Annotated in this window: 14 protein-coding genes; 2 read left to right on the plus strand and 12 right to left on the minus strand. The window is 62.5% G+C overall.

The annotated features are described in order from the left end of the window. Positions 1 to 30: 30 nt before the first annotated feature. The gene (dxs, locus tag GQX66_RS05225; protein ID WP_102686387.1) at positions 31 to 1,929 is read left to right on the plus strand and encodes a 1-deoxy-D-xylulose-5-phosphate synthase; all 1,899 of its coding nucleotides are present in this window, start codon (positions 31 to 33) and stop codon (positions 1,927 to 1,929) included. Between the two features lie 154 nt (positions 1,930 to 2,083). Further along, the gene (locus GQX66_RS05230; RefSeq protein WP_240867279.1) at positions 2,084 to 3,967 is read left to right on the plus strand and encodes a TonB-dependent receptor; all 1,884 of its coding nucleotides are present in this window, start codon (positions 2,084 to 2,086) and stop codon (positions 3,965 to 3,967) included. On the opposite strand, the gene GQX66_RS05235 is transcribed toward GQX66_RS05230, so the two are convergent. The 12 genes from GQX66_RS05235 to nrdR form a co-directional block, all read right to left on the minus strand. Continuing rightward, positions 3,964 to 4,764 carry a cobalamin-binding protein gene (locus GQX66_RS05235; protein ID WP_236188905.1) on the minus strand — a complete coding sequence of 267 codons (801 nt, stop codon included), beginning with the start codon at positions 4,762 to 4,764 and terminating at the stop codon, positions 3,964 to 3,966. The genes GQX66_RS05230 and GQX66_RS05235 overlap by 4 nt on opposite strands. Beyond that, positions 4,764 to 5,183, minus strand: a complete 420-nt coding sequence (locus GQX66_RS05240; RefSeq protein ID WP_134020908.1) for an MFS transporter — start codon at positions 5,181 to 5,183, stop codon at positions 4,764 to 4,766. The genes GQX66_RS05235 and GQX66_RS05240 overlap by 1 nt, the downstream gene beginning before the upstream one ends. Continuing rightward, entirely contained in the window at positions 5,180 to 5,797 is a 618-nt protein-coding gene (gene ribA, locus GQX66_RS05245) for a GTP cyclohydrolase II (protein ID WP_007955551.1), read from the minus strand. Before ribA ends, GQX66_RS05240 begins: the two co-directional genes overlap by 4 nt. A gap of 133 nt (positions 5,798 to 5,930) precedes the next feature. Next, on the minus strand, positions 5,931 to 6,656 hold the full coding sequence (locus GQX66_RS05250; protein ID WP_085747617.1) for a transporter substrate-binding domain-containing protein: 726 nt from the start codon (positions 6,654 to 6,656) through the stop codon (positions 5,931 to 5,933). A gap of 28 nt (positions 6,657 to 6,684) precedes the next feature. Further along, positions 6,685 to 7,188 carry a phosphatidylglycerophosphatase A gene (locus GQX66_RS05255; RefSeq protein WP_085697647.1) on the minus strand — a complete coding sequence of 168 codons (504 nt, stop codon included), beginning with the start codon at positions 7,186 to 7,188 and terminating at the stop codon, positions 6,685 to 6,687. Continuing rightward, entirely contained in the window at positions 7,185 to 8,150 is a 966-nt protein-coding gene (gene thiL, locus GQX66_RS05260; protein WP_240867293.1) for a thiamine-phosphate kinase, read from the minus strand. The genes GQX66_RS05255 and thiL overlap by 4 nt, the downstream gene beginning before the upstream one ends. 27 nt (positions 8,151 to 8,177) lie before the next feature. Beyond that, positions 8,178 to 8,678, minus strand: coding sequence for a transcription antitermination factor NusB (gene nusB, locus GQX66_RS05265; RefSeq protein WP_024014489.1), 501 nt, complete (start codon positions 8,676 to 8,678; stop codon positions 8,178 to 8,180). Beyond that, on the minus strand, positions 8,675 to 9,151 hold the full coding sequence (gene ribE / locus GQX66_RS05270) for a 6,7-dimethyl-8-ribityllumazine synthase (protein ID WP_003228649.1): 477 nt from the start codon (positions 9,149 to 9,151) through the stop codon (positions 8,675 to 8,677). Before ribE ends, nusB begins: the two co-directional genes overlap by 4 nt. 91 nt (positions 9,152 to 9,242) lie before the next feature. Further along, complete coding sequence (gene ribBA / locus GQX66_RS05275; protein WP_007955569.1) at positions 9,243 to 10,334, minus strand: bifunctional 3,4-dihydroxy-2-butanone-4-phosphate synthase/GTP cyclohydrolase II; 1,092 nt, start codon at positions 10,332 to 10,334, stop codon at positions 9,243 to 9,245. Between the two features lie 16 nt (positions 10,335 to 10,350). Then, a complete protein-coding gene (locus GQX66_RS05280; protein ID WP_085609113.1) occupies positions 10,351 to 11,028 on the minus strand; it encodes a riboflavin synthase in 678 nt (225 codons plus the stop codon). A 47-nt stretch (positions 11,029 to 11,075) separates the two neighbouring features. Beyond that, positions 11,076 to 12,209 carry a bifunctional diaminohydroxyphosphoribosylaminopyrimidine deaminase/5-amino-6-(5-phosphoribosylamino)uracil reductase RibD gene (ribD, locus tag GQX66_RS05285; RefSeq protein WP_129972510.1) on the minus strand — a complete coding sequence of 378 codons (1,134 nt, stop codon included), beginning with the start codon at positions 12,207 to 12,209 and terminating at the stop codon, positions 11,076 to 11,078. Then, the gene (gene nrdR, locus GQX66_RS05290; protein ID WP_003228656.1) at positions 12,206 to 12,670 is read right to left on the minus strand and encodes a transcriptional regulator NrdR; all 465 of its coding nucleotides are present in this window, start codon (positions 12,668 to 12,670) and stop codon (positions 12,206 to 12,208) included. The genes ribD and nrdR overlap by 4 nt, the downstream gene beginning before the upstream one ends. Positions 12,671 to 12,732 lie beyond the last annotated feature (62 nt).

Here is a 12,732-nt window from a genome sequence, read left to right on the forward strand (position 1 = left end):
GCATCTTTTATACCTATAACGATTCGCCTGATGCCCACGACGTTTCATGAGATTCCCCGCAAGCGCCCGACCACGCCCCTGCTCGACCGCGCTAACACGCCGGACGGCCTGCGCCGGTTAGGCGAAGCCGAGCTGGAAACCCTGGCTGATGAGTTGCGCCTGGAATTGCTCTACACGGTCGGCCAGACCGGTGGGCATTTCGGTGCCGGCCTGGGCGTCATCGAGCTGACCATCGCGTTGCATTACGTCTTCGACACCCCGGACGACCGGTTGGTGTGGGACGTCGGTCATCAGGCCTATCCGCACAAGATCCTCACCGGTCGTCGCGAGCGCATGGAAACCCTGCGCCAGAAGGACGGCATCGCTGCCTTCCCGCGCCGCTCCGAGAGCGAGTACGACACCTTCGGCGTCGGTCACTCCAGCACCTCGATCAGTGCCGCGTTGGGCATGGCCATCGCCGCCCGCCTGCAGAACAGCGATCGCAAGGCGATTGCGGTGATCGGCGACGGCGCACTGACCGCCGGCATGGCGTTCGAGGCGCTGAACCACGCGCCGGAAGTCGACGCCAACATGCTGGTGATCCTCAACGACAACGACATGTCGATCTCGCGCAACGTCGGCGGGCTGTCGAACTATCTGGCGAAGATCCTTTCCAGCCGCACTTACGCGAGCATGCGTGAAGGCAGCAAGAAAGTGCTGTCGCGCCTGCCCGGCGCCTGGGAAATCGCCCGTCGCACCGAAGAATACGCCAAGGGCATGCTGGTTCCCGGCACCCTGTTCGAAGAACTGGGCTGGAACTACATCGGCCCGATCGACGGCCACGACCTGCCGACCCTGATCGCCACCTTGCGCAACATGCGCGATCTGAAAGGCCCGCAATTCCTGCACATCGTCACCAAGAAAGGCAAAGGCTTCGCCCCGGCGGAAGTCGACCCGATCGGTTACCACGCCATCACCAAGCTCGAACCGCTGGACGCCCCGGCCGCTGCGCCGAAAAAGGCCGGCGGGCCGAAGTATTCCGGTGTGTTCGGTGAATGGCTGTGCGACATGGCCGCTGCCGACCCGCGTCTGGTGGGCATCACCCCGGCGATGAAGGAAGGCTCGGATCTGGTGGCGTTCAGCGAACGCTTCCCGCTGCGCTACTTCGACGTGGCGATTGCCGAGCAACACGCCGTGACCCTCGCCGCCGGCATGGCCTGCGAAGGCGCGAAACCGGTGGTGGCGATCTACTCGACATTCCTGCAACGCGGTTACGACCAGTTGGTGCATGACGTCGCGGTGCAGAACCTCGACGTGCTGTTCGCCATTGACCGCGCCGGTCTGGTGGGCGAAGACGGCCCGACTCACGCCGGCAGTTTCGATCTGTCGTTCCTGCGTTGCATCCCGGGCATGGTCATCATGACCCCGAGCGATGAAAACGAACTGCGCAAGATGCTCACCACCGGCCACCTGTACAACGGCCCGGCGGCGGTGCGTTATCCACGCGGTACCGGCCCGAACGCGACCATCGAGAAAGACCTCGAACCGATCGAGATCGGCAAGGGCGTGGTGCGTCGTCAGGGCAGCAAGGTCGCCCTGCTGGTGTTCGGCGTGCAAATGGCCGAAGCCCTGAAAGTCGCCGAGACGCTGGACGCGACCGTGGTCGACATGCGTTTCGTCAAACCGATGGACGAAGCGCTGGTACGCGAGATCGCCAACAGCCACGACCTGCTGGTGACCATCGAAGAGAACGCGATCATGGGCGGTGCCGGTGGCGCGGTCAGCGAGTTCCTCGCCCGCGAGAACATCCTCAAGTCGGTGCTGCACCTGGGCTTGCCGGACGTTTACGTCGAGCACGCCAAGCCGGCGCAGATGCTGGCCGAGTGCGGGCTGGATGAAGTAGGGATCGAAGCGGCGGTGCGTGAGCGCCTGACTCTGCTCAACAAGTAATCACCATCCCTGTGGGAGCGGGCTTGCCCGCGATGAGGTCGGCACAGTCAACATTGATGTTGGATGTACCGACGCCATCGCGGGCAAGCCCGCTCCCACAGTGTTTTGTGTCGCTGGAAATCTAGTGCACACCAGAAATACCAACGGAATACCGATGAACCTCTCGCGCCTCGCCCTGCCCCTCCTGCTGCTGCCCTCCGCCAACGCCCTCGCTGACAATTTCGAACGCGATCAGGCCCTGAAGCTGCCGGACATGCTGATCAGCGCCAACCGTCAGGTCGAAGCACGCAACGACAGCAGCGCCGCCAACACCGTGTTCACCCGCGAAGACATCGAGCGTCTGCAACCGCGCAGCGTCACCGATCTGCTGCAGCGGGTGCCGGGCGTGCAAGTCGCGCAAACCGGCGGACGTGGCAGCCTCCCGGGGATCTACATTCGTGGTACGCAATCGGCGCAGAGCCTGGTGCTGGTCGACGGCCAGCGCATCGGCAATTCCACCTCCGGCGACAGCAACCTGCAACACCTCAACATCGAGCAGATCGAGCGCGTGGAAGTGCTGCGCGGTTCACGTTCGGTGATTTACGGTAGCGATGCAATTGGCGGGGTGATTCAGATCTTCACCCGGCGCGGCGGCGAACAAGGCTTGCAGCCGCGGATGCATGTCGGATTCGGCAGCAACCAGACCTGGGAACGCAGTATTGGCCTCTCCGGCGGAGACGAGAAAACCCGCTTCAACCTCGGCGCCAGCCTCGATGAAACCGCCGGCCTCGACCGCACCCATGAGTCCTACCCCAGCGACAGCGATCACGATGCCTACCGCAACAAATCCATCAGCCTGAGCCTCAGCCATGCGCTGACCGATGACATCGAAGTCGGCGCCAATCTGCTGGATAACAGGGGCAAAAGCGAGTTCGACAGTCCATGGGGACGTTACGTTGAAGCAACCGACCGATCCTATGAAGAGCAACCTTACAGCGATTTCACCGTCAGCAGTTTCAGCAGCTACATCGATGCGCGGATCAACGAGCGCTGGAGGTCGCGCCTGGAACTCGGCCACAGCGAAAATCGTGAAAAAACCTTCGACAAGCTCAGCGATGAACGCTCGGTGTTCAACACCTACCGTGATTCGGTGACCTGGCAGAACGACCTGACCCTCGATGCGCGCAACAGCCTGATCCTTGGTGGCGACTGGTACGAAGACCGGATCAACAGCAGCACCGCGTTCGACGAAGACAGTCGCTGGAACCGCGCCGCATTTATCCAGCATCGTTATCAGGCCGACAGCTTCTCCACCGAACTGGGCCTGCGTCGCGATGACAACCAGCAGTTCGGCGGTCAGAACAGCTGGAGCGGCACGCTGACGTTGCCGGTCAATCCCGACAACGATCTGCTCTTGAGCTACAGCGAAGGCTTCCGTGCCCCTACTTTCAACGACCTGTACTACCCCAAGTACAGCAATCCGGATCTGAAACCGGAAACCTCCAAAAGCTATGAGTTGCAGTGGCGCAGCCAGTTGACTGACAGCAGCCGTCTAGAGGCGTCGATTTATCGTACAGATCTGAAGGACGCCATTATCGCCGCTGACGGTAACCCTCCAGAGAACGTCGCCTCGGCGCGAATCAACGGCTTCGAAGCAGCGCTGAAACAGGAGCTGTTCGGCTGGCAGAGCAACCTCGGCGTGGCGATCATCGATCCCCGCGACCGCGACACCGGCCACACTTTGGCACGGCGTGCCCGTCGCACCCTGAGCTGGGATCTGGATCGACAGTTCGATCGCCTTGGCCTCGGCGCCAGTTGGCAGGCCGTCAGCAGCAGTTATGACGATCTGAACAATCAGCAACCATTGGGCGGTTATGCACTGCTCGGATTGCGCAGCAGCTGGGCGCTGAACCGAGAGATCAAACTGGATTTCAAGGTCGACAACCTGCTGGACAAGGGTTACAGCCGGGCGCTGTACAGCCATGACGGCAGTCAGTTTGGCTATCGCGAGGAAGGTCGGGCGTTCATGTTCGGCGTGACCTGGACGCCGCAGCTCTAACGATCTGGCGCGATCAGCTGGCAGAGCTTGGCGGTCGCCTCGATCATCTGCCCGCTCGGACGCTCAAGGCCTTTATCGGTGACCAGCAGCAATTGCCCGTGCTTGACCGCTGCCACTTGTGGCCAGGCGTTCCACGCCTCCAGTTGCGGCTGATCGCCGGCCAGTATCACTTCGGGATCACGCTGTAAAACCGCTTCGATGCTCACCTGTGGCGCTGGCAGGCTCAGGTCGGCGAACACATTGCGTGCGCCACACACTTCAAGCGCATCGCTGATGATTTGTCCGCCACCGACGGTGTACAGCGGCTTGTCCCAAACCTGATAGAACACCCGCAGCGGTACTTCGCGGCGGTAGCGCTGGCGCAGCTTATCGAGTTTTTGCCGCAACTCGCTGGCCCGCGCGATCCCACGCTCAGGACGACCGAGCTGTATCGCGATGCCCTCAATCTGCGCAGTCAGCTGTTCGAGACTGTGAGGCTCGGCAACGAACGTCGGGATGTTCAGGCGCTTGAGCTGATCACGTTGAGCCGGGCCGACACTGCCGGGCCACAACAGCAACAAGTCAGGCTTGAGGCTGAGCAACCGTTCCATGTCTAGCTGGCCGTAACGGCCCACCGAAGGCACGTCCTTGATCGCGGAAGGACGCTCACCGGCATCCAGCACCCCGACCAGCAGGTCGGCCGAACCCAGTTCAACCACGATTTCGGACAGAGATGGCGCGAGGCTGACCACCCGCAGGGCGGCCAGCGTTTCACCGCTGACGGCCAGCAGCAGAACCGCCAGCCAGAGACGACGCATCAAGCGAGTTGACGCGGGATACGGTAGAGGTAGAACAGCACCGCCGTGGACAGCGCCAGCAACATCAGCGGCACCGCTTCAAGGCCAACGAACACCGCCAGCGCACCAATCCATGCCGGCAGCGCCGCGACCACGTATGCACTGCGAAGGCAGGCCGCCAGGGCAATCCAGGCAGCGGGCTCTTCAGGAGTATCGAGGGCTTTTTGCGTGGCGATCAGCGCATGTTTGTAGCGCCCGAAAAACTTCAGGCTGACAAACATCGAGGCCACGCCAGCGATAAAGAAAGGCAGCGCCAGCACCGGCAGAATCGCCTCGCCCTGGCCGAACACAGCGTTGATCACGAACAGCGGCACCAGCGCCAGCGCCAGGTATTTCCACCAGGCGATCGACAGACGGCGCCGCACTTGCCCGCGGGTCACGCCCGGTCTACCTCGCCCTGATGCTCGTTGCCCATCATGTGGTCGAGCTTGCTGGCCTTGGTCGCCAGATAGAGTTTGTTGTGCGGGTTGTGGCCGGTGTGCAGCGGCACGCGCTCGGCAACAACGATACCCATATCGGTCAAGGCTTTGACCTTGCGCGGGTTGTTGGTCATCAGACGCAGGGATTTGACGCCCAGATGCTCCAGCATCGGCAGGCACATGGCGTAGTCACGCTGGTCGGCGGCAAAGCCCAGACGCTCGTTGGCTTCAACGGTGTCGGCGCCGCCGTCCTGCAATTCGTAGGCACGGATTTTGTTCAACAGACCGATGCCGCGTCCTTCCTGACGCAGGTACAGCAACACGCCACGACCTTCGCGAGCGATGGCTTTGAGGGCGCCCTCAAGTTGCGAACCGCAGTCGCAACGCTGGCTGAACAAGGCATCGCCGGTCAGGCATTCGGAGTGCAGACGGCCGAGTACCGGGGCACCGTCGGCAATCTCACCCAGGCTCAGCACGACGTGCTCGCGGCCGGTGGCTTCATCGAGAAAACCGTGCATGGTGAATTGCGCAAAAGGCGTTGGCAGCTTGGAAGCGGCGACAAAAACGACAGGCACCGGTGTGCTCCTGATCTGAAAAGTCTGAAGATTCGCTGGGCGGCATTGTAACAGCAGGTTCCCGCAGGCGCTTAGGCTGAATTATCGGCCATAACGATCAAAAAGTTTGATAACAGGCTCGCCCTTATCGCGTTCATTCGAAGGGATACGGCTGCTTCCAGCGCTCGAAGATCGGCTTCAACTCGCCGTTCTTTACCAGTTGCTCCATGCGCTGGTCGTAGATCGACATCAGTGCACGGGCTTGCGGGGTGTCGGCGAAACCGAGGTACAGCGGCAATTCCGCCAGATGTGAATAACGGTACTGCGACGGGTCGGCGGCGTTTCTCACCACCGCTTCTATTTCCGTCAGCGCATCGATGTAGTAATCCGCCCGCCCCTGTTTGAGCATCGACAGGATGCCGGTGCGACGCTCGATCTGGTTGAAGCGTTTGACGTTCGGCAGGTAGGTTTCGTAGCGATAGCCGCGCACCCAGGCCAGTCGGTATTTGCCCAGCGTCGCCTGGGTCGGCGAGGGATTGCTGGCCAGGCCGAGCGCGTAGATGTGGTCGGAATCGAAATTCCATTTCGGGTACAGCACCTGTTCGGCTTCACCGCGATAGGAACCGACCAGTGCGTCGGCTTCCTTCAACTGCACCAGCCCGACCGAGCGGGTGTAGGGCACGGTGCGAATATCCAGGGTCACGCCGGCCGGCTCGAAGACTTTGCGCAACACGTCCCAGCCCAGGCCATGACCATCGGCGGCGGTGTAGTCTTCCCAGTCTTCGCTGGCCAGGTGAATGACCGACGGCGGTGCGTCCTGTGCCTGGGCCATGGCGCCAAGCAAGGTCAAAACCACTATCGCCAACCAGCGTCGAGTCATCCCTGCGTCCCTCATCCACGCCTGGAAATCAGGCGAAAAGCCACACCAGTCCCTGCATCGCCAGCCAGGCGAATACGCCGGCCAGCACGTCGTCGAGCATGATGCCGACGCCGCCGTGAACATGCCGGTCGATCCAGCGGATCGGCCACGGCTTGAGAATGTCGAAGAAGCGGAACACCAGGAACCCGGCGAGCAACCAGTACCAGCCTTCCGGCACCAGCCACAGGGTGATCCACATCCCGACCATTTCGTCCCAGACGATGCCTTCGTGGTCGTGCACCCGCAGATCGTCGGCCACTTTGCCGCACAGCCAGAAGCCGAACAGCATGGTGATACCAAGCATTAGCCAGTAACCCCAGTCGGGCAGCATCTGCCACAACGGGATAAAGGGTAGCGCAACTAACGAGCCCCAAGTGCCCGGCGCCTTGGGCAAGGTGCCCGAGCCGAAGCCGAACGCGAGGAAATGCCAGGGATTGCGCCAGACCGACGGCGGAACGAATTCGGCCGGAACCTGTTTCGGGTGATCTGTCACGGTGACTCCTGAAAATGTTGATAACCCCGGATTTGCGGGGTGATGTCGTGCCCGTCGCGATCCAGCAGCACCACGCCCTGGCCTTGCGTTACGCGGCCGATCACATGGATCGGCCAGCCATCGGCGAGCAGCGCCGGCAACTCGTCGGACGGCAACGTGAAGGCCAGCACGTAATCATCGCCACCGCTCAACGCCGCACGCTCGGCGCCGCGCTGGCCGAGAAACGCCACCAAGGCGTCCGACAACGGAACACGCTCGCGCTCGACTTCGAGGCGAACCTTCGAAGCCAGTGCGATGTGACCGCAATCGGCGAGCAAGCCATCGGAGATGTCCAGCGCCGAGGTGGCCTTGCCACGCAGGGCCTGACCAAGGGCGAGTTGCGGTTGCGGCGACCAGTAATGATCGAGCAGCGGCTGGGCGATATGGGGTTCGGCGTCACGCTGACCCAGCACCAGCGACAAGGCACCGGCTGCGTTGCCCAGCTCACCGCCGACACACAGCAGATCGCCCGGTTGTGCGCCGCTGCGGGTGAGCGCTTTGCCGGCCGGGACGCGGCCGAACACGGTGACGGTCAGGCTCAACGGCCCGCGCGTCGTGTCGCCGCCAACCAGTGCCACGCCGCAGCCCTGCGCCATGCGGTTCAAACCGCGGGCATAGGCTTGCAGCCAATCGGCAGTCACCGTCGGCAGAGTCAGGGCAAGGGTAAAGGCGACGGGCGTGGCGCCCATGGCAGCGAGGTCGCTGACCGCCACGGCCAGCGAGCGCTGACCGAGCAGAAACGGATCGCAGGGATCGGCGAAATGCACGCCGGCCACCAGCGTATCGGTGGAAACCGCCAGTTGTTCCCCGGAAGGAACCGCCAGCAAGGCGCAGTCGTCGCCGATCCCCAGTGCAACGCCTTCGCCGCCCTGCGCACAAGGCGCGGCGGCGAAGAAATTGCGGATCAGCTCAAACTCGCCCATGGCCGAGAAAAAGTATTCAAGCGCGGATCAGCGCTTGAACGCCTTCACTTCAGCTTCACGCAGGCGCGGAGCCAGCTTGTCGAGCACGCCGTTGACGAACTTGTGGCCGTCGGTCGAACCGAACACCTTGGCCAGTTCGATACCTTCGTTGATCACAACGCGGTACGGCACGTCGACGCGCTTGAGCAGTTCCCAGGTGGACAGGCGCAGAACCGCCAGTTCAACCGGGTCCAGCTCTTCGATCGCCAGGTCCAGGCAAGGCGTGAGCGCGGTGTCGATTTCGGTCTTGAACTGCGGAACCCCGTGCAGGATTTCGCGGAAGTAAGCACCGTCGACATCGGTGAAATCGTTATCGACCCGGAACTGCGCTTCGATCTCGTTCAACGACTGCCGAGCCATGTGCCATTGATACAGGGCCTGGGTCGCGAGCTGACGGGCTTCGCGGCGCTTGGCGCTTTTCGATGGCTTGCCGGCATCCGCAGGTTTCGGATCGCGCGGGTTGAAACGATCGCTTTCGTCGCTAATCACTTGGCCTCCAACTGCGCCAGCAGGCTGACCATTTCCAGAGCGGACAGGGCAGCTTCAGCACCTTTGTTGCCGGCCTTGGTGCCGGAACGTTCGATGGCTTGCTCGATGGAATCAACGGTCAGGACGCCGAAAGCGACCGGTACGCCGAATTCCATGGACACCTGGGCCAGGCCCTTGGTGCACTCGCCCGCTACGTATTCGAAGTGCGGAGTACCGCCACGAATGACCGCGCCCAGGGCGATGATTGCTGCGAACTCGCCTTTCTGGGCGACTTTCTGCGCAACCAGCGGGATTTCGAAGGCGCCAGGTGCGCGGATGATGGTGATGTCGCTTTCGCTCACGCCGTGGCGAACCAGGGCATCAACTGCACCGCTGACCAGGCTTTCAACCACGAAGCTGTTGAAGCGGCCCACTACCAAAGCGTAGCGGCCTTTAGGGGCGATGAAGGTACCTTCGATGGTCTTCAGGGTCATTCGTCAGATCTCTTAAAGAGCCGGGACGCGTCTGTTTCGCGTCCCTCAGTGATTTATTTGCCGCGAATTCGGAGCCGGAAACAACCGGTCATTATTCGGAGGGCACGTATTCTACAACTTCCAGATCGAAACCGGATATTGCATTGAACTTCATCGGCGCCGACATCAGTCGCATTTTGCGCACGCCGAGGTCACGCAGGATCTGCGAACCGGCACCAACGATGCTGTAGGTGGTCGGTTTTTTCACCGCCGCCTGATCGCCGGTTTCGCGGATGTGCGCCAGCAACACGTCGCCATCCAGTGGGTGACCGAGCAACAGCACCACACCGCTGCCGGCCTCGGCAACCGCAGCCATGGCGGCGCGCAGGCTCCAGCGGCCCGGTTGTTTGACCATTAGCAGGTCACGCAGCGGGTCCATGTTGTGCACGCGAACCAGGGTCGGTTCTTCGGCGCAAACGGTGCCCAGGGTCAGTGCCATGTGCACGTCGCCTTCCACGGAATCACGATAGGTCACCAGGTTGAATTGGCCCAGTTCGCTGTCCAGCGGCTGCTCGGCAATCCGCTGAACGGTACGTTCGTGGATCATCCGGTAGTGAATCAGGTCGGCGATGGTGCCGATCTTGATGTCGTGTTCAGCCGCGAAGGCTTCCAGTTCGGCGCGACGGGACATGGTGCCGTCGTCGTTCATCACTTCGCAGATCACGCCGCTCGGCTCGAAACCGGCCATGCGCGCCAGGTCGCAGGCGGCTTCGGTGTGACCGGCGCGGGCCAGGGTGCCACCGGCCTGAGCCATCAGCGGGAAAATGTGGCCCGGGCTGACGATGTCTTCGGCTTTCGCGTCTTTCGCAGCGGCCGCTTGCACGGTGCGCGCACGGTCAGCGGCGGAAATGCCGGTGGTCACGCCTTCGGCGGCTTCGATCGAGACGGTGAACTTGGTGCCGAAACCGGAACCGTTGCGCGGAGCCATCAGCGGCAGCTTCAGGGTTTCGCAGCGCTCGCGGCTCATCGGCATGCAGATCAGGCCACGGGCGTGCTTGGCCATGAAGTTGATGTGCTCGGCCTTGCAGCATTCGGCGGCCATGATCAGGTCGCCTTCGTTTTCGCGGTCTTCGTCATCCATGAGGATGACCATCTTGCCTTGGCGGATGTCTTCAACCAGTTCTTCGATGCTATTGAGCGCCACAAGGCACCCCCTTCAGTCAGGATTTGAGGTAGCCGTTGGCGGCCAGAAAGCTTTCAGTGATGCCACCGCCAGGCTTTTGTGAAGAGTCAGGCTCAGCGGCCCTGTCGCCCAGAAGCAGACGCTCCAGATAACGCGCCAGCAAGTCGACTTCCAGGTTCACCCGGCGACCTGGCTTGTAGGACGCCATGATGGTTTCGCTCAGGGTGTGCGGGATGATCGTCAGCAGGAATTCGGCGCCATCGACCGCGTTCACGGTCAGGCTGGTGCCATCGACGGTGATCGAGCCTTTGTGGGCGATGTACTTGGCCAGCTCCTTCGGCGCGCGGATGCGAAATTCCACGGCGCGGGCATTGTCACTGCGCGAGACCACTTCGCCGACACCGTCGACGTGACCGCTGACCAGATGGCCGCCGAGACGGGTGGTCGGGGTCAGGGCTTTTTCCAGGTTGACCGGGCTGCCGCTTTTCAGGTCATTCATGGCGGTGCAGTCGAGGGTTTCGCGACTGACGTCGGCGGCGAAGCCGTTGCCCGGCAGTTCAACCGCGGTCAGGCACACGCCGTTGACCGCGATGCTGTCGCCGAGTTTGACGTCGCTCAGGTCGAGCTTGCCGGTTTCGACATGCACCCGCACATCACCGCCCTTTGGGGTCAGTGCGCGGATACTGCCGATGGATTCGATGATGCCGGTAAACATGGGGTTCTCCTTGAGAACGAAGCCAGCGCTAACGCGATGGCCGGGAATTATACGCTCGCCGATGAGACAGGGATTGCAGTGACTCGCCAGTCATCGCCAACCGCGCGAATTTCAGTGATTTTCAGCTCCGGCGCATCCTTCATATAGGCCAGCGGCCAGTCCAGAAGCGGACGCGCCGTGGAGCCGAGGAACTTGCCGGCAATGAAGATCACGAACTCGTCGACCAGACCGAGCTGGGCAAACGCGCCGGCCAGTCGCGGACCGGCCTCGACCAGCACTTCGTTGACGCCACGGTTGGCCAGTTCGATCAGCAATTGATGCAGATCGACCTGACCGTCATCGCCCGGCACGATCAGGCATTCCGGACCGTGGGCGTACTGTTCTTCGATGGCCACGCAGGTGGCGACCAGCGCCGGACCGGCCTTGAAGAACGGCGCATCCAGCGGCACCCGCAGACGCCCGTCGATCAGCACCCGCAGCGGCGGACGGCTCAGGGCCAGCGCGGTTTGTTCGGCATCCAGTCCCAGCTCATCGCCGCGAACGGTCAGGCGTGCGCCATCGGCCAGCACCGTGTCGGCGCCGGTCAGCACCACGCTGGCCTGGGCGCGCAGACGCTGCACCGCCGAACGCGCGGCCGGGCCGGTGATCCATTGGCTCTCGCCGCTTTCCATCGCCGTGCGACCGTCGAGGCTCATGGCCAACTTGACCCGCACGAACGGCAAGCCGTGCTCCATGCGCTTCAGAAAACCTTGATTGAGCTTGCGGGCTTCGACCTCCAGCACACCGCTTTCGGTGGCGATGCCGGCATCGGCCAGACGCTGCAGACCGCGTCCGGCGACTTGTGGATTCGGATCACGCATCGCCGCGACCACCCGACCGACACCGGCATTCACCAGCGTATCGGCACACGGCGGTGTGCGGCCGTGGTGGCTGCAAGGTTCGAGAGTCACGTAAGCCGTGGCGCCCCGGGCCAGTTCACCGGCGGCGCGCAGGGCGTGGACTTCGGCATGGGGTTCGCCGGCACGTTCATGCCAGCCTTCGCCGACAATCTGCCCGTCACGCACGATCACGCAGCCAACCCGTGGATTGGGATGCGTCGTGTAATGCCCCTTGCGCGCCAGCTCCAGGGCCCGGGCCATGAAGTGGGCGTCGAGGATGGCCTGCTCGACGGCGGTGGTCATTCTTTCACCGGTTCGCGGGCGAGGCGGTCGATCTCTTCGCGAAATTCGTTGAGGTCCTGGAAGCGGCGGTACACGGAAGCGAAACGGATGTAGGCCACTTCATCGAGCTTCTGCAGCTCGGCCATCACCAGTTCGCCGACCACGAGGGACTTGACCTCGCGCTCGCCGGTGGCGCGCAGCTTGTGTTTGATATGGACCAGAGAGGATTCGAGGCGCTCGACGCTCACCGGACGTTTCTCCAGGGCGCGCTGCATGCCGGCGCGGAGTTTTTCTTCGTCGAACGGTTGGCGGCTGCCGTCGGTTTTGATCAGGCGCGGCAACACCAGTTCGGCCGTCTCGAACGTCGTGAAACGTTCGCCGCAGGCCAGGCATTCACGCCGGCGGCGCACCTGTTCGCCCTCGGCGACCAGACGCGAGTCGATGACCTTGGTGTCGTTGGCACCGCAGAAGGGACAGTGCATGGTGGCTGGCAACAAAAAAAGGGAGGGCCATGGTAGCGCATCCCGGTGGCAAGACAAGCCAT

It is taken from the genome of Pseudomonas sp. B707, from assembly GCF_022496685.1.
Classification (GTDB): Bacteria; Pseudomonadota; Gammaproteobacteria; order Pseudomonadales; family Pseudomonadaceae; genus Aquipseudomonas; species Aquipseudomonas paraglycinae.

What these genes read in the sequence shown, in the direction of transcription:
- GQX66_RS05235 (WP_236188905.1), bottom strand. Translation starts at nt 4,764, where the DNA reads ATGCGTCGTCTCTGGCTGGCGGTTCTGCTGCTGGCCGTCAGCGGTGAA.
- thiL (WP_240867293.1), bottom strand. Translation starts at nt 8,150, where the DNA reads ATGGGCGAGTTTGAGCTGATCCGCAATTTCTTCGCCGCCGCGCCTTGT.
- ribE (WP_003228649.1), bottom strand. Translation starts at nt 9,151, where the DNA reads ATGACCCTGAAGACCATCGAAGGTACCTTCATCGCCCCTAAAGGCCGC.
- GQX66_RS05280 (WP_085609113.1), bottom strand. Translation starts at nt 11,028, where the DNA reads ATGTTTACCGGCATCATCGAATCCATCGGCAGTATCCGCGCACTGACC.
- dxs (WP_102686387.1), top strand. Translation starts at nt 31, where the DNA reads ATGCCCACGACGTTTCATGAGATTCCCCGCAAGCGCCCGACCACGCCC.
- GQX66_RS05230 (WP_240867279.1), top strand. Translation starts at nt 2,084, where the DNA reads ATGAACCTCTCGCGCCTCGCCCTGCCCCTCCTGCTGCTGCCCTCCGCC.
- GQX66_RS05250 (WP_085747617.1), bottom strand. Translation starts at nt 6,656, where the DNA reads ATGACTCGACGCTGGTTGGCGATAGTGGTTTTGACCTTGCTTGGCGCC.
- nrdR (WP_003228656.1), bottom strand. Translation starts at nt 12,670, where the DNA reads ATGCACTGTCCCTTCTGCGGTGCCAACGACACCAAGGTCATCGACTCG.
- ribD (WP_129972510.1), bottom strand. Translation starts at nt 12,209, where the DNA reads ATGACCACCGCCGTCGAGCAGGCCATCCTCGACGCCCACTTCATGGCC.